The 23,137-nt window shown below is 71.1% G+C and carries 15 protein-coding genes and 1 pseudogene; 6 read left to right on the top strand and 10 right to left on the bottom strand.

Annotated elements, in window-relative coordinates; genetic code table 11:
• The 3 genes from KUTG_RS55235 to KUTG_RS01415 all read right to left on the bottom strand — a co-directional run.
• On the bottom strand, positions 1-389 hold a 389-nt coding region (locus KUTG_RS55235), incomplete at its 3' end, for an ATP-binding cassette domain-containing protein (protein WP_157495493.1).
• Positions 390-429: 40 nt separating this feature from the next.
• Positions 430-1,356 (bottom strand): ABC transporter substrate-binding protein, encoded by a 927-nt coding sequence (locus KUTG_RS01410; RefSeq protein ID WP_198047710.1) that lies wholly within the window; start codon positions 1,354-1,356, stop codon positions 430-432.
• Between the two features lie 134 nt (positions 1,357-1,490).
• Complete coding sequence (locus KUTG_RS01415) at positions 1,491-2,537, bottom strand: LacI family DNA-binding transcriptional regulator (protein WP_043714342.1); 1,047 nt, start codon at positions 2,535-2,537, stop codon at positions 1,491-1,493.
• 300 nt (positions 2,538-2,837) lie between these two features.
• On the opposite strand from KUTG_RS01415, the gene KUTG_RS52715 reads away from it, so the two are divergent.
• Complete coding sequence (locus KUTG_RS52715) at positions 2,838-5,636, top strand: AbfB domain-containing protein (protein ID WP_084578766.1); 2,799 nt, start codon at positions 2,838-2,840, stop codon at positions 5,634-5,636.
• 56 nt (positions 5,637-5,692) lie between these two features.
• Here KUTG_RS52715 and KUTG_RS01425 read toward each other — a convergent pair whose 3' ends face one another.
• A complete protein-coding gene (locus KUTG_RS01425; RefSeq protein WP_043714344.1) occupies positions 5,693-6,655 on the bottom strand; it encodes an ArsR/SmtB family transcription factor in 963 nt (320 codons plus the stop codon).
• Between the two features lie 193 nt (positions 6,656-6,848).
• On the opposite strand from KUTG_RS01425, the gene KUTG_RS52720 reads away from it, so the two are divergent.
• Positions 6,849-9,524, top strand: a complete 2,676-nt coding sequence (locus KUTG_RS52720; RefSeq protein ID WP_198046952.1) for a S8 family serine peptidase — start codon at positions 6,849-6,851, stop codon at positions 9,522-9,524.
• Positions 9,525-9,574: 50 nt separating this feature from the next.
• Here KUTG_RS52720 and KUTG_RS52725 read toward each other — a convergent pair whose 3' ends face one another.
• The 3 genes from KUTG_RS52725 to KUTG_RS01450 all read right to left on the bottom strand — a co-directional run bounded on the left by KUTG_RS52725 (position 9,575) and on the right by KUTG_RS01450 (position 12,682).
• Positions 9,575-11,095 (bottom strand): trypsin-like serine peptidase, encoded by a 1,521-nt coding sequence (locus KUTG_RS52725; RefSeq protein WP_052393684.1) that lies wholly within the window; start codon positions 11,093-11,095, stop codon positions 9,575-9,577.
• A 116-nt stretch (positions 11,096-11,211) separates the two neighbouring features.
• The gene (locus KUTG_RS01445) at positions 11,212-11,613 is read right to left on the bottom strand and encodes a ribonuclease domain-containing protein (protein WP_043714346.1); all 402 of its coding nucleotides are present in this window, start codon (positions 11,611-11,613) and stop codon (positions 11,212-11,214) included.
• A 244-nt stretch (positions 11,614-11,857) separates the two neighbouring features.
• Positions 11,858-12,682, bottom strand: coding sequence for a chitosanase (locus tag KUTG_RS01450; protein WP_084578768.1), 825 nt, complete (start codon positions 12,680-12,682; stop codon positions 11,858-11,860).
• Between the two features lie 182 nt (positions 12,683-12,864).
• On the opposite strand from KUTG_RS01450, the gene KUTG_RS01455 reads away from it, so the two are divergent.
• From KUTG_RS01455 to KUTG_RS57820, 4 genes are all read left to right on the top strand, one after another.
• Positions 12,865-13,917: an MFS transporter gene (locus KUTG_RS01455; protein WP_084578769.1), complete on the top strand. Its 1,053-nt coding sequence runs from the start codon at positions 12,865-12,867 to the stop codon at positions 13,915-13,917.
• Between the two features lie 239 nt (positions 13,918-14,156).
• Positions 14,157-16,529 (top strand): ATP-binding protein, encoded by a 2,373-nt coding sequence (locus KUTG_RS01460; protein WP_157494190.1) that lies wholly within the window; start codon positions 14,157-14,159, stop codon positions 16,527-16,529.
• 444 nt (positions 16,530-16,973) lie between these two features.
• Positions 16,974-19,541 carry a LuxR C-terminal-related transcriptional regulator gene (locus KUTG_RS60510; protein ID WP_255361004.1) on the top strand — a complete coding sequence of 856 codons (2,568 nt, stop codon included), beginning with the start codon at positions 16,974-16,976 and terminating at the stop codon, positions 19,539-19,541.
• A 35-nt stretch (positions 19,542-19,576) separates the two neighbouring features.
• Positions 19,577-19,741 (top strand): hypothetical protein, encoded by a 165-nt coding sequence (locus tag KUTG_RS57820; RefSeq protein ID WP_157494192.1) that lies wholly within the window; start codon positions 19,577-19,579, stop codon positions 19,739-19,741.
• A 177-nt stretch (positions 19,742-19,918) separates the two neighbouring features.
• Here KUTG_RS57820 and KUTG_RS52730 read toward each other — a convergent pair whose 3' ends face one another.
• The 3 genes and pseudogenes from KUTG_RS52730 to KUTG_RS01475 all read right to left on the bottom strand — a co-directional run.
• The gene (locus KUTG_RS52730; protein ID WP_052393687.1) at positions 19,919-20,335 is read right to left on the bottom strand and encodes an ATP-binding cassette domain-containing protein; all 417 of its coding nucleotides are present in this window, start codon (positions 20,333-20,335) and stop codon (positions 19,919-19,921) included.
• Positions 20,336-20,606: 271 nt separating this feature from the next.
• A pseudogene (locus KUTG_RS65845) lies at positions 20,607-21,458 on the bottom strand (hypothetical protein); the annotation flags it as partial.
• Positions 21,394-23,137: ABC transporter ATP-binding protein (locus KUTG_RS01475; RefSeq protein ID WP_232240591.1), on the bottom strand; the 1,744-nt coding region annotated here is incomplete at its 5' end. The gene KUTG_RS01475 and the pseudogene KUTG_RS65845, both read right to left, overlap by 65 nt.

Here is a 23,137-nt window from a genome sequence, read left to right on the forward strand (position 1 = left end):
CGGGCCAGCAGTTCCTCGGCCCGCGCCCGTGTGCGGGACCAGCGGATGCGGCCGAACCGGCGGGGTTCGCGGCCCAGCAGGATGTTCTCCGCGACCGACAGGTTCGGGCACAGGTTCACCTCCTGGTAGACCGTGCTGACGCCGGCGTTCTGGGCCTGGTCGGGGCCGCCGAAGGCGACCGCCGTCCCGGCCAGCTCGATCGAGCCCGCGTCCACTCCCTCGACCCCGGTCAGCACCTTGATCAGGGTCGACTTGCCGGCGCCGTTCTCGCCCATCAGGGCGTGCACCTCGCCGGGGAACAGGCGGAAGTCGACGTCGTCCAGGGCGGTGACACCGGGGAACCGCTTGCTGATGCCGGTCATCCGGAGGATCTCTCGGGGTTGTTCCATCACATGGCCGTTCTCGCGGGAGGCGGACGCGGGAGGGGGCTCAGTACTGGCGGCTGGGCAGCGCGGCCTTGGCGGCAGCCTGGTCGAACGCGGTCTCCTTGGTCAGGATCCGGTTCGGCACGCTCTGGCCGGCGGCGACCTTCTTGACCAGGTCCATCAGCTGCGGGCCGAGCAGCGGGTTGCACTCGACGACGTAGTTGAACTTGCCGTCGGCCAGCGCCTGCAGGCCGTCATGGGTGCCGTCCACCGTGACGATCTTGATGTCCTTGCCCGGGGTGAGGCCGGCGGCCTTGATGGCGTCCAGCGCGCCGAGGCCCATGTCGTCGTTCTGCGCGAACAGCACGTCGATCTTGCTCTGCGACTTCAGGAACGACTCCATCACCTGCTTGCCCTGGGCCCGGGTGAAGTCGCCGTCCTGGGAGGCGACGACCTTGAACTTCGGGTCGGCCTTGATCACGTCGTTGAAGCCCTTGGAGCGGTCGTTGGCCGGCGCCGAGCCGGTGGTGCCCTCCAGCACGGCGATGTTCACCGGGCCGGTGGCCGAGCCGTACTCCTTGGCCACCCAGTCGCCGGCCTCCTTGCCCTCGTTGACGAAGTCCGAGCCGAGGAAGCTCTTGTACAGCGTGGTGTCGGTGGAGTCGATCGCGCGGTCGGTGAGGATCACCGGGATGCCGGCGGTCTTGGCCTCCTTGAGCACCGTGTCCCAGCCGGTCTCCACCACCGGCGAGAACGCGATCACGCCGACGTGCTGCTGGATGTAGGACCGGATGGCCTGGATCTGGTTGGCCTGCTTCTGCTGCGCGTCGGAGAACTTCAGCGTGATGCCGGCGTCCTTGGCCGAGTCCTGGATGGACTTGGTGTTGGCCGTCCGCCAGCCGCTCTCCGCGCCGACCTGGGCGAAGCCCAGCGTCACCGCACCGCCACCGCCGCCGGCCGCGGTCGAGCCGCCGCCGCAGCCGGTCACCATGCTCAGGCCGAGCACACCGGCCACGAGCAACGCCACTCTGGTACGCACCACGTTCACTCCTCAATCACCGTTGATCGATCTGTTAGCGCTAACAAAGAGGGTGGCCGTCGGCCGCGATCCGGCCGCGCCGCCCGCTATCGGGGCCCGGTGCTCTCGCGCACGATCAGCTCCGGGGTGATCAGGTGCCTGGTTCCGGTCCCCTCGTTCCGCAGCCGGGACATCAACAGCTCGAACGCCTGCCGGCCGACCTCGATGAAGTCCTGGCGGACCGTGGTCAGCGGCGGGCTGTAGTAGGCGGACTCCGGCACGTCGTCGAAGCCGACCACGTGCACGTCCCGCGGCGCCGCGACGCCCGCCTCGGCGAACGCCCGCAGCATGCCCAGCGCCATCTGGTCGTTGGCCACGAAAACGGCGGTCGGCCGGCCCGCGGCGAGCAGCGTGCGTCCCGCCTCGTAGCCCGAGCGCGGACTCCAGTCGCCGCGCACCACCATCGGCGCCTCGATGTCGTGCGCCTCCAACGTCTCCGACCAGCCCTGCTCCCGGGCGCGCGCCTCCAGCCAGTCCGCCGGGCCGGCCACGTGCCAGACCGTGCGGTGGCCGAGTGCCAGAAGGTGCTTGGTGGCCCGCCGCGCCCCGTCACGCTGATCGACCGAGACGACGGGGACCGGCGCGGATTCCGCGGCCCCGACGGCGACCAGCGGAACGTCGCGCGGCGTGAACTCCAGCGCCTGCCCGGCCGCCTCGTGCGGGGCGATCACCAGGATGCCCTCGACGGCCTGCCGGCGCAGGTACTCGACGGCGTCCGAAATGGACTGTCGCTGGGGCCGGCTGACGCTGGAGATCGTGATCGCGTAACCGGCCTCGCGGGCCGCGTGCTCGATGCCGTACAGCGTGCTGGCCGGCCCGTACAGGGTCGAGTCCAGCGCGACCACGCCGAGCGTCTCCGACTTGCCGGTGGCCAGCGTGCGCGCCGCGGAGTTGGGCCGGTAGTCGAGCTCCCGGACGGCTGCCTCCACCCGGGCCCGGGTCTCGGGCCGCACCGGTCCGGTCCCGTTGATCACCCGGGACACCGTCATGTGCGACACGCCGGCGAGCTCGGCGACGTCGGTCAGGCTCGCCTGCCGAACGCCCTGCGCGCTCGGGGCCTTGCGACCGCCTTCGGTCGAGGACGTCCGTGCCACCCGTGTCAGCTCCCCGTCATCTGCCGTTAACGCCGCCGGTTGAGGTGCACAGTGTTAGCGATAACAGGCATCTGGTCAACCGCTGACCGGCAACGGGTTCGAAAGCGGCCGCCGGACGCGCCGAGCCGGTAACGGCTCGGCAACAAAGGGCCGCGCGACCGTTGCCGAGACCCGGACCTGGTCCTACGGTGCCGACTGGCGCGTGTCGGCGGTCACACCCATCGGGGCGGACCGTCGTGACCACTGACCTTTTGCCACCCCTGGGAGACCTTTGTGCGCAGACCACGTTCAACGGCGTTCATGTTAGCGCTAACATTGGCGGCGACGGGACTGGCGGGCGCCGGCACGGCCACGGCCGCCGGTCCGGGCGTCGCACTGACCGCCGACGTGAGCCGCACGACGAGCAGCGTGAACAAAACCCAGTTCGGCGAGATCGTCGAGGACATCAACCACTCCGTCGAGGGCGGTCTGAGCGCGAACGTGGTGCGCAACAGCACCATGAAGGAGAACGGCATCGCGCACTGGTCGGCCGTCACGGCCGGCGGCGGGGCCGGCACGGTCTCGCTGGACACCACGCAGCCGCTCAACGCCGCCAACGGCAACTCGCTCAAGTTGTCCATCGCGGACAACGCCCGCGGCCAGCGGGTCGGCGTGGCCAACGACGGCTTCTACGGCATCGGCCTGGCGCCGTCGACCAAGTACACCGCCACGTTCTTCGCCAGGGCCGACGGCGCCTTTCACGGCGGCGTGACCGTCGACCTGGAAAGCACGACCGGGACCGTCTACGCCAAGGCCACGGTCCGCTCGGTCGGCGCGAAGTGGACGAAGTACAGCGTCACCATGACCACCGGCCGCGACACCCCCGTGTCGACGGCCAACCGGTTCGTCATCGCGGCGGACGGCGTCGGCGCGGGGTCCTCGCTGTACTTCGACGTCGTGACGTGCCAGCCGCCGACCTACCACGACACCGGCCTGCGCAAGGACCTGATGGCCAAGTTCGCCGCGCGCAAGCCGGGCTTCTTCCGCGTGCCCGGCGGGAACTACCTTGAGGGCAACACCCTGTCCACGTACTTCGACTGGAAGAAGACGGTCGGCCCGATCGAGAACCGGCCCGGCCACCAGGACGACGCGTGGGGCTACTGGTCGACCGACCAGGTCGGGCTCAAGGGGTATCTCGACATGGCCGAGCAGACCGGCGCGCAGCCGCTGCTGGCCGTCTTCGCCGGCTACACGCTCGACCACACGGTGGTCCCGCAGAGCCAGCTGGCGCCGTACGTGCAGGACGCGCTCGACGAGATCCAGTACGCCATCGGCGGCACCAACACCAAGTGGGGCGCGCAACGCGCCGCCGACGGCCATCCGGCGCCATACGACCTGCACTACGTCGAGATCGGCAACGAGGACTTCTTCGACGGCACCGGCAGCTACAACACCTACCGCTTCCCCCTGTTCCACGATGCCATCAAGGCCGCCTACCCGACGCTCCAGCTGGTGGCCACCACGTCGGTCTCCAGCCGGCCGGTCGACGTGATCGACGACCACTACTACAGCGGCGACACCTCGTTCTTCACCGACGCCGCCCACAACTACGACGGCACGTCCCGCAACGGCCCGAAGCACCTGGTCGGCGAGTACGCCACCACCAACGGCACCAAGGACAATCCCACCGGGACGCTGGCCGGCGCGGTCAGCGAGGCCGGCTTCATGACCGGGATGGTGCGCAACGCCGACGTGGTGATCGGCGCGTCCTACGCGCCCGCGCTGGCCGACGTCAACGACTTCCAGTGGCCCACCAACGAGATCGCCTTCGACGCCGGCTCCTCGTTCGGCTCGCCGTCGTACTGGGTGCAGCACATCTTCGGCAACAACACCGGTGACTACGTCGTGTCCTCGGCACTGGCCGGGGCTGCCGCCGGCCTGAACGAGGTCGTCACGAGGACCGCCGCCGGCACCGTCTACGTGACGGTGGCCAACGCCACCAACTCCCCCGTCGCCAGCCGGATCGCCCTCAACGGCACCAGGTTCGTCCGTCCGAACGGGACCGCGACCGTGTTGACCGGTGACCCGAACGCCCGCAACACGCTCGCCGCGCCGAACACCGTCGCGCCGACGACCACGGCGTTCCGGGCGTCGAACTCCTTCGACTACACCTTCCCGGCGAACTCCGTGGTGGCGCTGAAGGTCGACACCAGCGCGCCGATGACGCCGGTGCTGAACGTGAACCGCGGCCTGTCGCTGCACGTGACCACACCCGGCGCCACCGACCGGTCGGTCGCCGTGACCGACGGCGTCGGCGCGGCGAGCGTGGTCACCGCTTCGTCGCCGGACGCCGCCAAGCTCGACGCCACCTTCCTGCTGCGGCCGGGCCTGGCCGACCCGTCCTGCTACTCCCTGGAATCGCGGGCGAATCCCGGCCAGTACCTGAGCCACCGGGGCGATCGGATCACGCTGGGCACGGACAAGCGCTCGGCTACCTTCTGCGCGGTCGAGGGCAACAGCGGCATCGGGGTGTCGTGGCGTTCGTACGACGATCCGGGCCGGTTCCTCAGCTACCGCAACGGCAAGCTGTCCCTCGCCGGCTGTGAGCACCCCGCCGACAGCAGCTTCACCGTCGGCGAGCCGTGGTGGCGCAGCGACGTGTCCGTGCCGCTGGGCCGCTCCTCGTGGCAGGCGAACACCGGCGATTACCTGCGCCACCAGAACTTCGTCGCCAAGACCTCGGCCATCACGGCCGGCAGCGCCGCCACCGACCTCCAGGACGCCACCTTCACCCTGGAGCCGGGGCTCGCCGACGATTCCTGCTACTCCTTCGAATCCGTCAACTTCCCCGGCCAGTACCTGCGGCACTACAACTTCCAGGTGGTGCTCAACCAGAACGACAAGTCCGGGCTGTTCGCCGAGGACGCCACGTTCTGCGCCACGACCGGGCACAACGGCCAGGGCATCTCCTGGCAGGCCTACGCCTACGAGGACCACTACCTGCGGCAGTACGCGGGCAACGTCTACATCGGCGCGGACGGCGGCCCACGGGTCGGAGACGCGGCTTCCGGCTGGGCTGACGACACCAGCTGGCAGCGCGCGGCGCCCTGGGCTGGCTGACGACACGCCGGCGGCATGATGCCTCGGCCTCATGCCGCCGGCAAGGCCTGCGTCCACTAAGGACCGATCGACTCGGCCAGCAGGGACTGTCCTTGCGGCGTCACGGAATGGACGACCGACTGGCCGTCACGGATGCTGGTGATCAGCCCGGCCGAGCGCAGGATCGAGGTCTGGCGGCTGGCCGTCGGCAGCGTGGTGATGGCCCGTCGGGCCAGATCGCTTGTGCTGCACGGACGTTCGCCGATCGCCTCCAGCACCCGGGCCCGGGTCGGTCCGAGCAGGGCCGCCAACGAACGCTGGGCGTCACCGGCGCGGGACCAGCCGACCTCGTGCCGGATCGGATACACCAGCGCCGGCTCGAATTCGTCGGCGAGGAAGGTCGTGGGCCGGCCGGCACAGAAGAACGACGGCACCAGGCGCAGCCCCCGGCCGCGCAGGCGCAACGTCTGCTCGACCGGATAGTCGACCTCCAGCACCGGATACCGCCACCGGGCGCTCGGATGCAGGTCGGCCAGCAGCGCGCCGATCCCGTTCAGCGACAACAGTTCCCGCTGCCGCGCGAGGTCACGCTCCACGGCCGCACGGACCTGGGGCCAGTAGGAGGAAAGACAGTCCGCGAAGTAGCGGTCGAACGTATGACCCAACTGGCGCAACGCGTCCGACCGCCCCTCCCCCAGGCTCGTCGTCCACGACAACAGCGGGCGGACCTCGGCAAGGGTGGTCACGTCCGCGCGCAGCCGCGCCTTCGTGGTGCCCAGCACCGCGGAAATGCCCTCTTCCAGCGACGATGCCGCCGGTGTGAGGAAGTCCGCGTAGTAGCCGCGCGGCGGCACCAGATCGGTGAGCATCCGGGTCGCCGGCGGCACGGCCCGCACGGCGCCGCGCCGCCACTCGTCGTAGACCATGGCGTCGTCGCGCAACCTCAGCCGATGCAGACTCAACACCGTCTCCCACATCGGCTGCGGCGGACTGATCGTGGTGCGCGCCAAATCCTCCGGCGTGAAGAAGACACGTAACACCGAGCCCCCCGTTCCGTCCCCGCGCTGGATGCTAAACGCGCGCCACCGGCGGGGCAAGATCGCGCCATGCCGTGACCTCGGCCCGAGTCAACACTTTTCCGCCTGAGCACAAAGGTTTGTCGGCGATCGTGTTGCGCTGCCTAGCGTTTGCTCACCACGGATGTCGGAACATCCCGCGAGCAAAGGACTCTTGATGCGCTATTCACGCAGATCACTGGGGGTCTGCGCCCTGACGGCGGCAATGGTCGCGGCCACCGCGGCGATGCCGGCCGGGGCCTTCGCGGCGCCGGCCGCGAGCGGCGTCTACGACCACAGCGTCGAGAAGGGCCAGCCCGGCACGCACGGCCCGCTGCCGGCCGGCTTCTCACATACCGAGATCGATGTGAAGTTCCGCAGCGCGGCCACCGTCCGGCTGCGCTCGGGCAAGGCCGTCGCGGCCGACGCCGGCGACACCACGGCATTGCAGGCCGTGTTGGCCAGGTACCCGGGATCACGCATGCGGCGCACGATGGCCGAGTCGGAGCAGGCCGTGGACGCGCGGCGCGCGACGTTGCAGTCCCGGACCGGCCGCCAGCTGCCCGATCTCAACTCCTGGTACACCATCGACGTGCCGAAGGGCATCGAGTCGCTGCTCGGCGACCTGAACGCGTTGCCGTCGGTGGAGTTCGCCGGCGCCCGCCCGACGATGAAGTCCGTCGACAACCCGACGCCCGCGGCGGCGCGTCCGAACGCCGCGGCCGTGGTGGATCCGTTGCGGAACACACAGGTCTACCGGCAGAGCTCGGCCACCGCCTCCGGGATCGACGCCGACTACGCGCACGGTCTGCCCGGCGGCCGGGGCGAGGGCATCACCGTGACCGATGTGGAGGGCGGCGGCCAGGACCAGGCCGAAACCACCTTCGGCTCGATCGCTTCCGGCACCGCGCACTCGCTGATGGTCTGGCGCGAGGGCAGCGGCCACGACACGGTTCGGGCCTGGGGCCTGAACTCCAGCGGCCAGCTCGGCACCGGCACCACCACCAACGCCGGCACGTTCACGCTCGTGAAAGGCCTGACCGACGTCAAGGCAGTGGCGGCGGGCGGCAACTTCTCGATGGCCCTCAAGACCGACGGCACCGTCTGGACCTGGGGCGCGAACGGCAACGGCCAGCTGGGCAACGGCACGACCACCAACAGCACCTCCCCGGTCCAGGTCAGCGGCCTCAGCACCGTCACGAGTATCGCGGCGGGCAGCAACTTCGCGGTTGCGGTGCTCTCCGACGGCACGGCCCGCGCGTGGGGCACGAACAACACCGGCCAGCTCGGCGACGGCACCACCACGCAGCGGCTGACCCCCGTGACCGTGCACAGCGCGACCAGCCTGTCCGCCGCGCCCGGGGCGATCGCCGCCGGTACCAGCCACGCGATCGCGCTCAAGGCCAGCGGCGCGGTCGTCGCCTGGGGCTCCAACTCGGTGGGCCAGCTGGGCAAGAACCCGTCCACCACGACCAGCAGCACCTCGGCAGTGACGGTCTCGGGCGTCAGCGGTGCGACGCAGGTCGCGGCCGGCGCCACCACGAGCTACGCGTTGCTGTCCAGCGGCGCGGTCTCCGACTGGGGCGGCAACTCGGCCGGCCAGCTCGGCAGCGGCAACACCACCAACCGCTTCACCCCGGCCACCGTCTCCGGCCTGACGTCGGTGGCCGTCGTGGCGGCCGGCGGCTCGTCGGCGATCGTCGCCCGCACCGACCAGACCGTCAAGGCCTGGGGCCTCAACTCCAACGGACAGCTCGGCGACGCAACGACCACTCAGCGGCTCACGCCCGTCGCCGTGTCGGCGAGCGGGGTCCAGGTCGCGATGGGTGCGACGCAGACGATCGCCGCCGACCCGTCGGGCTTCGTCTGGAACTGGGGCGCGAACGCCAGCGGGCAGCTGGGCATCAACACGACCGCCGCCAGCAGCAGCCCGGTGGAGGCGCTCAACATCACCAACCTCTGGAACACCTGCCACGAGGACCTGGCCAATCGCCCCGCGCCGGCCGGGCCGCCGGTGCGGCTCCAGGTGACCACCGGCTCGCCGTGCCAGCCGCCCGGAGCGCACGGCACCGGTGCGGTGGGGTTCGTCGGCGCCCAGGACGACAACGGCATCGGCATCGACGGCCTGCTGCCGGCGGCCAAGCTCCAGCTGGTCAGCGGCTGGGACTGGGGCGGCTCGGTCGACCTCGCGATCACCCACTCGCAGCCCGGCGACGTGATCTGGTTCGAGGTCGAGCTCGGCGCCTACCTCGGCGGCAGCGGCAACTTCCCGTGGGAGCACTGGGGGCCGATCTACGACGAGGTCGTCACGGCCGTGGCGGCGGGCATCACCGTCGTCGAGCCGGCCGGCAACGGCTCCAACAACCTCGACAACCCCAACGACCCGGACGCCGTGGACACCATGAGCCGGCCGGACTCGGGGGCGATCATCGTCGGCGCCGGTCAGCCCTCGTCGAACATGCCGTGGACCGTCGAGTGCAAGCCCACCGACCCGCACCCGGCGCCCCGGACCGCCCGTGACTTCAGCACGTACGGCAGCCGCGTGAACGTGCAGGGCTGGGCCAACTGCATCACCTCGCTGGGCAGCCCCGGTCCGGTCGAGCACGACATGACCCCGACCGAGACCGATCCGAACAAGATGTACTGGTCCAACTTCAACGGCACCTCCGGCGCGTCCCCCATGGTCGTGGGCGCGATCGGCTCGATCCAGGGCGTCGTGAAGCAGAGCGGCCCTCCGCTCACGCCGGCCCAGGTGCGCACCCTGGTGGAGAACACCGGCGCCCCTCAGCCCGGCGCCGACCCCCACCACATCGGGCCCCTGCCCGACATCCGGGCCGCGCTCGCGAGCCTGTGACCACAAGCCGTGTTCACGGCCACTCCGGTGGCCGTGAACACGGCTCACGGTCAGGGGGCCACCAGCTGGATCTCTCGGTGCAGTGCGCCGTCGACGTCCGGGTAGAGGCTGACTTCGCCGTCGCTCCAGCGGACCAGGACGGCGTTGCCGCGGCCGGCGGTGACGCCTGCGTGGGTCCAGAGCTCGTTCGGGGCCTCGACCTGGTGTTCCTGGCCGAGGCCGGCGGAGGCGACGTCACCGTAGATGGTGAACTCGCCGTCGCTCCAGCGGACGAGCAGGTCCGGGGCGCCGCCGCCGACCCAGTTGCCGCCGGAGATGGTCTGGGCGTGCGTCCAGGTGCCGTTCGGCGCGACCAGCTGGCGTTCGGAGTGGATGCCGTTGACGGCGATTCCTTGGTACAGCGTGGTTTCGCCGTCGTTCCAGACGACGACCAGGTCACCGCCGAGACCGGCGACGTAGGACGCGTGGTCACGCCAGAGGTCGTTGGGCGCGGCGAGTTGGACCTCGCCGCCGAAGCCACCGGTGGACACGGAGCCGTAGTAGGTGACTTCGCCGTCGCTCCAGGTCACGACCACACCGTGGTTGACGGTGGCGATTCCCTTGGCGTGGGTCCAGATGCCGCCGGGCGCGGCCAGCTGGGTCTCGCCGGTGAACGGCTTCTGCGGGTCGGCGGTCGTTCCGCCGTGGTACAGGGTGACCTCGCCGTCGCTCCACTTGACGATCATGTCGAGCTGGTTGGCGCCGGTGAAGTCGCCGCTGGTGATCAGGTCCGCGTGCTTCCACAGCGGGCCGTCGCCGAGCGGGTAGCCGAGATTGCCGTCGCCGGGCGGCACGGGCGCGGCAACCGCCTTGTCGTACAACGCCTTGACCCGGCTGTCGAAGCGGACGCTGTAGTTGCGCGGATCGGTGTCGGGCAGGTTCTGCCCCTTGCCGCCGATGACGCCGATGAGGTCGTGGCCACCGACGATCCAGGGGCCGCCGCTGAAGCCGCCGGGAATTCCCGTGCACTGCAGGGTTTCCCAGTACTCACCGTCGCGGCTCACGGTGCTGTCGCAGCGGTACGGCTTGTCCTTGTACTTGACGTTTCCGGTGGACGGGTAGCCGACCACGGTCAGCGGCGACGGCAGGGCGGCGTCGGTCTTCAGGGTCAGCGCGGCCCCGGTCACGTCGGCGACGTTCTTGCCGTTGCGGGGTTGCAGCACGACGAACGCGTAGTCGTAGGGCGATCCGGCGCCGTCGATGTCGTGGCTGGTGTTCCAGCCCGGGTCGATGTGGATCGCCGCCGACTGCCAGGTGCCGTACGGGGCCTGCCCGTCGTGGTAGCCGGGAGTGAAGAACACGGTGTGCTTGCCGGCCACGCAGTGCGCGGCGGTGACGATGACGTTGCCCTTGGGGCTGGCCACGATGCTCGCCGAGCAGTGGTGGTTGCCGGGGTCGGCGCCGTCCGACAACGAGCCGACCTCGGGTCTCGGCTCGGCGATGACGGTGTGCGGCGTGGTCGCCGCCGCGGCCGTGCCCGGCAGCAGCGCGGCGACCAGTGCGAGCGCCGCTCCCCACGGAAGTTTCGACATGGACGCGAGACTACGTCGTGTCGATCACGGGCCGGCGTGACTCGAAGAACCGACCGTGACTCCTGAGGCGGGACGGACCCGTGCCGCCGAGATCGCGACGGCACGGGTCCGTTCGGCTACAGCTGGTAGAAGTTGCTGTAGTGGTCGGGCGTGAACCAGACCTCGCCGTTGTCCATGTCGACCACGATCCGGGCCGCGTCCCGGTGGGCGCCGCAGGCCCGCGGGTAGACGTCGAACTCCTGGAAGGAATCGCCGGCCGGCAGCTGGTTGTCGTCGTTGTAGTACGTGCCGCCCGCGTAGCTGCACTGTCCGTTCGGCCAGTCCACCCAGCCGCGCTTGCTCGGATAACCGAGGGACTGCCAGGTCGAGTCGGCCGACGACGCCGCGGAGCAGCCCGAGACGGTGCAGGAGCCGTGCACGGTCGCGTTGGCCGCGGGCGTGCTCACCAGGGCCAGGCCGAACATCATCGCCAGTGCGGTCAGGGGCAGGGTGACGCGTTTCGTCCAGCGGTGGCGCACAAAACCTCCAGAGTGTGACCATCGGTTGTCTTCGCACGGACGGTAAACACGTTTCGCCCCGAACGGAACCGCCCGAATTTGACAGGTCCTCACCGATTCTGTGAATTCGAAGATCCGCAATGGCCGCTATGTCGGCTATCGAGTCCGCGATCGCCACGGGGTTCGGCTGTTGTTCAGCGCCCGTTTCCTGGGGCGGCGCAACCCGTTCAGCGACGCCGAGACGATGATCACTCGGCTTCGGCGGTCAGGCCAGCGAGTAGGTCACGCCGTACGCGGTCACGGTGAGCGGCCCGGCCAGGGTGTAGTCACCGGTCGCGGCGATGCGCCGGAAACACTCGACCCGGTCCGTCGACTTGGACCATTCCTCTTTGGTGTCAGCGTTGGCCGGGTTGCGCAGGTCGTCGGCGCGCACGTCGAGGAAGGCGGTCAGCCACGCCGCCTCGTCCACCTTGCCGGCGCGGGCGGTCGCGCGGTCGATCAGCGCCGGCAGGCCGTCCGGATCGGCGCCGTGGCCGTGCTGGATCGCGGCGTCGTACAACTCGGCCCGGGCCAGCGGCGTGATCAGGCCGAGCCGGTCGGCCGCGGCCATGGCCGGCGTGAAGTAGTTCTGCTCCACCTGGTCGTCCTGGACCCGCCGGAAGGCCGGGTCGTCGGCGGCCTGCCTCCACGCGGCGATGTAGTCGGCCTCGGGCAGGTCGCCGCTGCCGGTGTCGGCCAGCTGCCGCAGCGCCGGCGCGAAGCGGGCGAGTCCGTTGCCCGGGGCCAGGTCGGTGTACGCCTGGATCACGCGCAGGGCGTCGCCGTCATTGGTGGTGTAGCCGGCCCGGCCGGCGGTGACGCCACGGCCGTCGTGCAGATCCTCGGCGTATCCGTACTGGACCGTCGCCGTGCCGTTCTCGAAGATGCTGATCAGCTGGTCGGCCCGACGCCGCTGGTCCGCGGTCAGGCCGCCGCCGGGCCGGGGCGCCTTCGACGTCGCCGTGGGTCCGTTCGGGACATCCGAACCACAGCCGCCGACGGCCACGCCCACCGCGAGCATCGTGGCGGCGACAAGGCATCGAGCGCGCATGGGCCGATTCTAGAGCGGGGCTCACCACGTGAGAGCCCCACGGTATGCCGATACGAACATATCGGTGCCCGGTTTCGGCATTGGTGGCCCGGATCAGGGGGGACCACCATCCACACAACCAATTCACCGATTCGCACCGCCCACGTTCCCGGGCGTCGCCAGATCTCGGACGAGAGGTCCCCATGCGAAGCGATTCCCCGCACCGCGCGTCCACCACCGCGGCGGACACACTGGGCGGCACCACAGTGGAGTGGTACGACTTCTTCCTCTACGGGACCGCCTCGGCGCTGGTGTTCAACAAGCAGTTCTTCCCGGCGCTGAGCCCCGCCGCCGGCACCCTGGCGGCGTTCGCGACCCTGACCGTCGGCTTCATCGCCCGTCCCCTCGGCGGCCTGATCCTCGGCCATTTCGGCGACCGCATCGGCGGCCGGGCCACCTTGGTCGTGTCCCTCCTGGTGATGGGCATCAGCTCGACACTGATCGGCGTCGTGCCCAATTACGCCGCTATCGGCGTATGCGCGCCTGTTCTGCTCGTGCTGCTACGGGTCCTCCAGGGCATCTGGCTCGGCGGCGGAGGCGCCGGCACCACGCTGATGTCCATGGAGCACGCCCCTGAGGGCAGACGCAACCTCTACGCCGGCTTCCCGCAGATGGGCACCCCCGCCGGGCTGGTGCTGGCCAACCTGGTCTTCCTGGGCGTCGGCGGCGTCACCGGGCCGGCCGCGTTCGCCGCGTGGGGCTGGCGGATCCCGTTCCTGCTCAGCATCGTGCTGGTGGCCATCGGCCTGGCCATTCGGCTCCGTGTCACCGAAAGCCCGTCGTTCGACCGGTTCAAGGCCCACGCGGAGGTCGCCCGTTTCCCCCTGGGCGATGCCCTTCGTGTCGGGCTGGCCCGGCTGGCCGTCACCCTGCTCGCCGTCATCGCGAACTCGGCCGTCGCCTACGTCTTCCTGGTCTTCGCGTTGTCCTTCGGCACGCAGCGCCTCGGCTACGGTCAGCAGTTCCTGGTGCTGGGCATCACCGGGGCGTCCGTGCTGTGGCTGGCCGCCATTCCGTTCTGGACCCGGTTCGCCGACCGCCACGGCCGTCGCGGCATGTTCCTCGGTGGCTCCGTCGCCCTGCTCCTGTGGTGCGCCGCCTTCTTCCCGCTGCTGTCCACCGGCAACACGGCCGCGGCCCTCGTCGCGCTGGCCGGCATGGGCCTGATCATCCCCGTCACGGAATCGCAGGCGTGAGGCCGTGGGAGTACGGGCACACCTCGTGCCCGTACTCCCCTTGACGCCGATCCACGGGCCGTTGCCCAGCGGAAACACTGTGGGCCTTACCTGTTGTGTCCCTTAAGAAAAGCCGCAGGATCGGGCGGAGGTGCCAGACTCTGACGCTTCGGCATGGGGGAAGCGGGGGCGGGCAATGGTGCTGGGGGACGGCGCATGTGCTCGGGCCCTACCGAGGGAGCGCCTGGAGGGAACTGCCCGTGGTCGAGGCAACTGGGGGCCGATCGGACAGAGCCGGCGCGGCGCCGTTCGTGGGCCGCGCCGCCGAGTGCGGACGGCTGGACGCGGTGCTGGCGGAGGGCGGATCGGCGATCGTCGACGTCACCGGCGAGGCCGGGATCGGCAAGACGCGACTGCTGACGCGGTTCTCCGCCAAGGCCCGCGCGCAGGGGCTGACCGTGCTGAGCGGGCAGGCCACCGCGTACGAGCAGGACAGCCCGTTCCGGCCGTTCGCCGACGCTTTCGCCGACCTCAGCCCGACGCTGATGGGGCGTTTCCCGGCGCTGGCGGAGCTGCCGGCGGAGGTGCGGGGAGTCGGCGAGACGCCGTCGGCGGGTGACCGATTCGGTCTGTGCCGGGCCACCGCCGGTCTGCTGGGACAGCTCGGCCCAGACCGGCTCGTGGTGGTGCTGGACGACCTGCACTGGGCGGATCCGGCGTCGCTGGAGCTGGTGGACCACCTCGTGCGCCACCCCGTGCCGTCGCCGCTGCTCCTGGTCGTCGCCCGGCGGGACCGGCAAACTCCGCCCAAACTCGCCGCTTCCCTCGCGCGGGGCCTGGACACCGGGGCCGTGCACCGGATCGACCTGGGTCCGCTGTCCGAATGCGACTGCGTCGACGGGCTGGCGGCCGAGCTTCCCCAACCGCAGGCCAAGGAGTTGTACGCGGCAAGCGGCGGCAATCCCCGGTACTTCCTGGCGCTGCGACAAGCCCATTGCGACGCGCCCGAACCGGCTTGTCTGGGTGCGCTGCTGCTCGACGAGTTGGCGCCGTTGAGCCCGGTGGAGCGCCAGGTCCTGGAGGCCGCCGCCGTCCTCGGCGACCACGCCACCCCGACGATGATCGCCGGCCTCACCGACTCCGACACCAAGGCGGTCGTCACGGCGCTACGCGAGCTGATGCGCTGCGACCTGCTGCGGCCGGACTTCGGCGGCCGGCCGGCGCTGCGCCATCCGCTGATCCGGGATCTCGTCCACGACGCCATCGACCCGTGGCTGCGGGAGGACCTCCATCGCCGCGCCGCGGCCGAACTCGCCGCCGCCGGCGCCACGATCGTCGATCAGGCTCACCACGTCGAGCAGTCGATGACCCACTGGGATCCTCAGGCGGCGGACGTGCTCGTCGCGGCGGCCGAGCAGAGCGCCGCGACCGCGCCGGCCGATTCTGCCCGCTGGCTCGGTGTTGTCCTGCGGCTGCTTCCGAACGGCCCGGAGCACCTCACCACACGACGTCAGCTGACGGTGCTCAGGGCCCGCGCGCTCGGCGTGAGCGGCGGCCTGTCGGAGGGCCGGGATCTCCTCCAGCAGGTGATGGACATGCCGGCACCGGACCGCTACGACGACGTCCGCGTCACCGCGGCTACGCTGCGCGGCCTGCTGGAACGGCAGCTCGGGCGGCACCGGGAAGCCGAGGCGATGCTGCGCCGGGAGCTGGCCCGCAGCCCCGAGCCGTCGCACGCGCTGCTGATCGGCCTGGAGCTGTGCTCCTGTGTCCTGTCCGCGGCCCGCTTTCCCGAGGTCCGGGCCGACATCAACGAGGTGCTCGCCTCGGCGCGCGCCCTCGGCGACGGCATCGGCGAGATGCGGGCCCTGGCCCTGATCGCCCTGGGTGAGGCCTACGAGGGCGACATCGCTATGGCCCGGGTCCGCGCCGCGTCGGCGGCCTCGCTGGCCGAGACCTTCACCGACACCGACCTGGCCGAGCTATGCGAGACCCTGTGCACGCTCGGCTGGACCGAGGTGTTCCTGGAGGACTACGCCGCCGCCGAGAGCCACCTGGACCGCGGGCTGGAGATCGCCCGGCGCGCGGGCCGGGCCTGCCTGGTTCCGCAGTTCCTGACGGCGAAGGCGTACCTGCACCTCAGCACGTGCCGCGTCACCAGCGCGCTGGAGCTGGCCGAGGAGGCTGAGCCGCTCGCGCGGGCCTTGGGCAGCGGCGACCTGCTGGCCTTTCACGCTGGCGGTCCAGTCCCAGATCCGGCTCCAGGCCGGCCCGACCTCCCGCAGCGCGCTGGCCGTCGCCGAGGAGGCCGTGGCCGTCGCGGGCGTCGACGACAGCTGGTGGGCGATCTTGGCCCAGTGCATGCTCGCCTACGCCGCGCTCGACGCCGGGGAGCCGCACCGAGCGTCGGACATCCTGTTGCGCGCCGGCGGAAACGGCCTGTGCCGGCTGCAACCCTCGACTCGCCCCAACAGCCTGGAGGCGCTCAGCGGCGCCGCCCTCGCCGTCGGCGACGTGGAGGCCGGCGTGCGCTGGGCGGAGCGCGCCCGCAAGGAGGCGGAGCGGCTCGGCCTGCCGAACCAGCTCGGTGCGGCGCTGCGCAGCCTCGGCCGCATTGCCACTGGCCGAGGTGATTCGGCCGAACGAGGATTCTAGTTTTACTAGTTGCTACCAAGGCCACATGATATTATTCGTTCTCGGCATCACTCGAGTTATTCGGCCCGACCCAGAGTACAAGTGCTAATCTGGCATTCCTGGAGAAATACTCAGTCGTCCAATGCTCAAGTTAACAAGTCTGGTCCATACACCTTTGCTGTTCATTATCAAAGGATTAGAGGCTCAGTCGGCCTCAGCTTCAAAGATGAGGGATGGTACCGTGTTTTCATCGTCGCCCTCTCAAAGGAGTCCTTAGGATGTAAGCGTGATATAATCGCCACGCACGGTGCCCGGTTAGGACGAGGTTTCGTGGGGCACGCCTTGCCATAGCGGGCGGGGCACAGCTGCTCACTGGCCTGGCGGAGCGCACCCGGGCGGCGGTCTTCGCCGCGCAGGCGGAGCAGGACGACGAACTTGTCGTCCTGACCACCCGCGAACGGCAGATCGCCGAACTGGTCTCGCAGGGCCTGACCAGCCCCGCGATCGCCGACAAGCTCGTGCTCAGCCCCCGGACCATCGAGTCCCACATCGCCCGGATCTACCGCAAGACCGGCGTGTCCTCCCGGGCCGCGCTGGCCGCCGTCGTCACCCGCAACACCGGCCCGGAAGGCTCGGCCCGACCGGTCCAGAACCTCGCACCCCGACCGGTGGTCGAGGGGCAACGGCTGCTCGGGCGGGACGTCGAGATCGGTGCGATCACCAAGGCACTCAACGACGTGAAGGCAGGCGTAGGGCGGGCGATCGTGATCGTCGGCGATCCCGGCATCGGCAAGAGCTCGCTGCTGCGGACGGCCGCCGCGCACGCCCGATCGCTGGGAATCCCGGTGCTCACGGCCCACTCCGAACCGTATGGCGCCGAACCCGCTTTCGCGGTGCTGGACGACCTGCACGACCTCGATCCCGACCGGATCGCCGACGTGGAGCGGATGTTGGCGGCGACGGCCACCCGTCCGTTGCTGTGTGTGGTGGCGTATCGGCAGCGGCAGCTCTCGCCGCCGCTCGCGGCAGCGCTGTCCCGTGCGCAGGTGGACGTGTGGCAGCTCGGCCCGCTCTCCGTCGAGCAGGCGCGCGAGCTGCTCGGCGACCGGCCGGACCTGGAGGAGCTGCACCGCGAGGCCGGGGGCAATCCGCAGTACCTCAAGATGCTGGCGGCGGACGGCGGCACCGCGATCCTCGGCGAGCTGGACGGCCTCGGCCGCGTTGAGCTGGCGGTCGTCCAGATCGCGGCGGTCCTCGGCGGCCAGTTCCACCCGGACCTGCTCGCCGCCGTCGCCGGCCTGGATCCGACGGCGGCCTTGGACGCGCTGACCCGGCTGGACCTCGTCCGCCCGGCGGAGCCCGCGCCACAGCTGTCGCTACGGCACCGAGCGGTCGCCGACGTCATCTACGACCGGCTAGAACCCAGTCGCCGCACCGATCTGCACCAGCGCATCGAGACCGAGCTGGCCCGGCGGGCGGCGCCGATCGCGGAGCGGGCCTATCACGTCGCACGGGCCGCGGACCCGCGGCGGCCGGAGCACGCCACGACCCTGATCGCGGCTGCCCGTGGCCTGCTCTACACCGGTCCGGCCGCCGCGGCGGGCCATCTCCAGGCCGCGTTGTCGCTGCTGGAGGAAGGCGGGGCGCACTGGTACGAGGCCAAGGTCCTGCTGGCCCGCACCCGGTTGCTGACCGGCGACGCCTCGGAGGGCCGGGCGCTGCTGGAGACGTTGCGGTCGGAGATCCCGGGCGGGCCGCTCGGCGACGCGAGCGCGCTGGCGGACTCGAGCCGGATCGAACGGCGGCTCGGCCGCTTCACCGAGGCCGGCGCCCTCGCCCGCGCCGGGCTCGCGGCATTGACCGACGACGACTCCCCCACCGCCGCGGCACTGCACGCCGAACTGGCCGACTACGCCTACGACATGCAGGACTTCGAGACGTCCCGGCAGCACGCCGAGACCGCCGCGGAGCTCGCTCGCGGGCACCTCGACCAGGTCGGCGAGGCCAACGCCCTGGGCAAGGCGGCGCTGGCCCACCTGTTCACCTCGGACCAGGCCAGCGCGCTGAAGAAGCTGGCTCGGGCCGCCGACCTGCTCGACACCGTGCCCGACGCGACGCTCGTGACCAACCTGGAAGCAGCGCTCCAGGTGGGCATGGCCGAGGGCATGGTGGGGCGGCTGGCCGACTCCGAACGGCACCTCGCGCGGGGCGCGGAGCTGTCCCGGCACACCGGTCAGACCTACATCCATCCGCAGATGCTGACCGTCCTGGGCAACGCGCAGCTGCGGTCGGGGAACCTGGACGACACGCTGGCGACGTTGGACGAGGCCGATCGGCACGTCCGGCGGGTCGGCGACACGGCGACCGAGGCGGTGCTGATGGCGTTGCGGGCCGAGGCCCTGCTCTGGCGCGACGCCCCCGGCGACCTCTCGGACGCGACCGCCGCAGCCGACCGGGCCATGGCCGCCGTCGGCGGCCGGATGACGTCGTGGGCGCTCGCCGTCCGCTGCTTCAACGCCGAGTTCATCCTGCACATCGGCGACGCGTCCCGCGCCGGTTGGCTGCTGCTGGATGCCGCCGGCGGAGAGGAGTTGCCGAGGTTCACCACCTGGCGGCGACCCCGCTGGTGCGAAAGCCTGACGCAGGTGGCGGCTGCGGAGGGAGATCCGGCCGCCGCCGACCGCTGGGCCCGGCTGGCCGAGGAGAGCATCACTCAGCTTCCTTCCGTGGGGCGACGGGGTTTCGCGCTGCGGGCCCGGATGCGGGCGCATTCGGTGCGGGGCGACACCGACGGCGCGCTGCGCTCCGCGCAGGAGGCGATCGCCGACTTCGCCGAGGGCGGTGATCGCGTCGAGCTGGCCCGCACCCTGCTGGCGGCAGCGGCGCTGTCCCTGGACGCGGGCCTGACCGAGTCCGTGGGCGGTTGGCTGAAACGGGCCACGGTGCTGGCCGACCAGTGCGGCTCGGCTCGGCTGGCCGCCGAGGCCGCGCGATTCGCCGCGTGCTTTTAGGACGAGAGCACGGGAACCTCGTTGGTGGTCAACCGATGGGCCTCGCCGTCGAGATGCAGGACCCGCCGGGCCCGGGCCGCGGAGCCGGCGCGGTGGGCGATCACGATGAGCGTGCCGGGACGGTCCCGGAAGGCCCGTTCCGCGACCTGCTCGGCGGCCGGCGTCTTCCCTTATTGCACAATGTCTATCTGCAAACTTGAAGTACGGTGTTGGGCTCCTGACTACTCAGAAGGTGTCAGTTGGGATCCCATCCGGGCTGTTGCCCTCGTTGGCAACTGGAGCGATAGATCTTTAACTCTGCCCGCCACTGCGATGTTAATCTGCAGGTACGCTTTAATCAGTGGGACGACCGCTTCCCACGGGCCGGGCTGTGACCATTAAAGCTCGAGTGCCAGCCGGGCCAGGGCCAGCAGTTGCCGTTCGCCGCTGGACAGGGCGCCGGGGTCGGCCACCGTGGCGTCGAGGCCGCCGAGCCGGGCGAGCAGCGGGGTGAGCCCCACACGGTCAGCGGCGTGCGAGATGGCGTCGTCGTCGGCCCGCGGGGCGAGGTAGCGCAGGTTGTCCCGAACCGTTCCTGGGAAGACGTAGGCTTCCTGGGGAACGAGGACGACCAGCCGGTTGCGGACGCCTTCGGGGAGCGTGGCGGCCGGTCGGCCCGCGAACGCCACCGAGCCGGCCGTCGGCTCGTGGATGCCGGCGAGCAGCGCGGCGAGGGTGGATTTGCCGATGCCGCTGGCCCCGGTGATCACCAGGTGGTCGCCGAACGGGATGGTGAGACTCAGGTCGCGCAGCACCGGCTTTTTTTTTTGCGCCGTAGGCGAAAGACAGCCTGTCGACGGTGAGATCGGGCGTGTTGGGGACCTGGTCGAGCGTCGGCTCGGGGCGGGCGGTCGGCGGCAGCTCCGGCGCGGCTTCGCCGAGACGGTGCAGCAGCACCCCCAACTGGCTCCAGTACCCGCCGACTGTGCCGGTCATCAGCTGGAGCGCCGGGACGACGGACTCCGCCACGTAGACAGCCGCGCCGATCAGGGCGCCGGCGGTGATGGTGCGGGCGTCGATCAGGCTCGGGCCGAGCAGCAGCAGGGCGACCAGCGGGACGTAGCCGCCGAGCAGCACCACCGGGATTCGCAGCGTGACCGCGCGGCCGATGCGCAGCAGCGAGCGGCGGGCCCGGTCCGACTCGGCCTCGACCAGCCCGGCCGCGTGCTCCTCGGCCCCGAGCGAGGTGATGTCGCGGGCGGCGCCGAGGACCTCCCCGACCTGGCGCGCCACCTCCTCCGACGCGACCAGCGCGTCCCGACGCAGCGCGGTCAGCCGGCGCACCGACCAGCTGAAGATCGCCACCGCCGCCGCCAGCGGCACGAGCACCAGCACGGCCAGGAACGGGTCGAGCCCGGCCAGTCCGATCAGCGCCGCGATCAGGCTGGCGGCCAGCGGGCGCGCCGTGCGCAGCAGCGACGCGGTCAGGTCACGGGTGGCGTCGATCTGGCTGCTGAGCCGGGAAACGCTGGCCGTGCCCGGATCCCGGCCCGAGGATCGTCGCCTGGCGCAGGGTGTTGTGGACGACCCGACGCGTGAGGTGGTCGCGCAGCGGTTCGACCACGGCCCCAGGGAGTCGAAACATGGCTCGCTCGGCGCAGGCCCGCACCAGATACAGCACGCCGAGCAGGCCCCAGCCAGGCCAGGCCGACGCCCGGCCGGCCGGTGAGGAAGCCCTGGTCGAGGGCCGCGGCTGTCACCCAGCCGGCGGCGAGCACCGGGGCCGCCTCGACCGCGGACAGCAAAGCGATGCGCAGCAACGGCTTTCGGCTCCCACGCAGGGCATCGGCCAGCAGAGCCGCCGCGGTCGGCGTCAGGCCCAGGCGCATGGCTGCTCCTTCTCGTCGGTGTGGGCGAAGACGGCCCGGTAGGCGGCATCGGCCCAGAGCAGGTCGTGCGGGGCAAGGGCTCGCACGCGACCGTCGTGCAGCCAGGCCACCAGGTCGCACCGGGCGGCGGTGGTGGCGCGGTGGGTGACGACCATGCGGGTGCTGCGGCCGAGCCGGTCGGTTATCGCCTCGCTGACCAGGGTCTCGGTCACTGTGTCCAAACCGGACGTTGCATCGTCCAGCACGTGCACCAGCGCCGGGCGGGCCAGCGCGCGAGCGAGCCCGATGCGCTGGACCTGTCCCCCCGACATCGGGGCTTCACGGGGCGGGGTGTCGTAGCCGTGCGGCAGGCGGCGAACGAAGTGGTCGGCCTGCGCGGCGCGAGCGGCGTCCTCGACCGCGTGGCGCGAGGTTTCGGGGCGGCCGAAGGCAATCGCTTCGTGAAGGGTGCGGCCCGGTAGCACGGGGTGCTCGAAGGCGTAGGCCACGGCGTCGTGCAGGGTAGGCAGGTCCAGCTCCCGGACGGGCACGCCACCCACCAGCACCTCTCCCCCGTCCGGATCGGCCAGCCGTCCCGGCAGCGCGGCCAGCAGGCTCTTGCCCGATCCGGTCGCGCCCACCAGCGCCACCGAAACCCCGTCCGGGATCTCCAGGTCGAGCCCGTCCAGCACGGCAATCCCGTTGCGCCGCACGGTGATGCCACGCAGCGAGACCGCACCGCCGGGCGGCGGCGCGCGCAGCGGCCCGCCCTCGATCACCGGCTCGTCCAGCACCGCGCCGAGCCGGGTCGCGCCGGCTCGGGCGTTGGCCAGGCCCAACACCGCGTCCACCTGGTCGAGCAGGCCGGAGGCCAGAGCGAGATAGCCGGAGACGGCCAGCAGGCTGCCCGTGCTGATGCGGCCGTCGACCAGGTCCAGTCCAGCCGTGGCCAGGACCAGGACCTGCGTCAGCGGCATCAACAGCCCGATCTTCCAAACCGCACCCCGCTGGATGCGCCAGATCGCGTGGCCCGCGGCCGACAGGTCGGACAGGGGCGCGACGACGCGTTCGGTCTCGACGGCTAAGGTGCCGACCGCCCGGATCGTGCGAGCGCCGGCCAAGGCATTGACCAACAGGGTCGCCATGCCGGTCTGGGCCGCCAGGTAACGGGCCTCGGCGTCGGTGGCCTCGGCGATGAACTTGCGGGCCACCAGCGCCGTGAGCGGGAACAGCACGGTGAACACCAGGCCGGCCCTCCAGTCCACAATGCACAGTGCGACCAGGGCCACGGCCGAGCCGACCGTCGAGACGACGGATTCGGCTGCCTGGGTGGGAAAAGCGGCCGCCTGCGGCGCGGCCTGGACCACCTGCGTCACGGCCTCCCCGACCGGGAGCGGCGACCGCGGTCCGAGGCCGAGCAGGCGCCGCACCGTCAGCATGCGGATCCAGGCCGTGCCGTGCGCGCCGGTCGAGACCGTCAGCAACAGGCCGGCGGTCTCGCCGATCGCACCGGCGGCCAGCACGGCGGCCAGCGCCGCGACCGGCCAGCCGTTCTCGCCGTGTCGCAGCACCGCGTCCACGGCCTGGGCCAACAGGATCGGCAGGCCCAGCCGGGCCGCCACCTGCGTGCCGAGCGCGGCGGTGAGCAGGAGCAGACGCGTGCGCATGCGGGTCGCGGCGGCGATCAGCAGGCGGCCACCAGGCGTGGCGGACATGGAACCTCCGGTGCGGTGGGGAACAGTCGCCGTG

The sequence above is a fragment of the Kutzneria sp. 744 genome (assembly GCF_000568255.1).
Taxonomy (GTDB): Bacteria; Actinomycetota; Actinomycetes; order Mycobacteriales; family Pseudonocardiaceae; genus Kutzneria.

Coding starts and splice junctions, on each gene's coding strand:
- KUTG_RS01410 (WP_198047710.1), bottom strand. CDS start 1,356: ATGGTGACCGGCTGCGGCGGCGGCTCGACCGCGGCCGGCGGCGGTGGC.
- KUTG_RS52715 (WP_084578766.1), top strand. CDS start 2,838: ATGTTAGCGCTAACATTGGCGGCGACGGGACTGGCGGGCGCCGGCACG.
- KUTG_RS52720 (WP_198046952.1), top strand. CDS start 6,849: ATGCGCTATTCACGCAGATCACTGGGGGTCTGCGCCCTGACGGCGGCA.
- KUTG_RS52725 (WP_052393684.1), bottom strand. CDS start 11,095: ATGTCGAAACTTCCGTGGGGAGCGGCGCTCGCACTGGTCGCCGCGCTG.
- KUTG_RS01450 (WP_084578768.1), bottom strand. CDS start 12,682: ATGCGCGCTCGATGCCTTGTCGCCGCCACGATGCTCGCGGTGGGCGTG.
- KUTG_RS01455 (WP_084578769.1), top strand. CDS start 12,865: ATGCGAAGCGATTCCCCGCACCGCGCGTCCACCACCGCGGCGGACACA.
- KUTG_RS57820 (WP_157494192.1), top strand. CDS start 19,577: ATGGGCCTCGCCGTCGAGATGCAGGACCCGCCGGGCCCGGGCCGCGGA.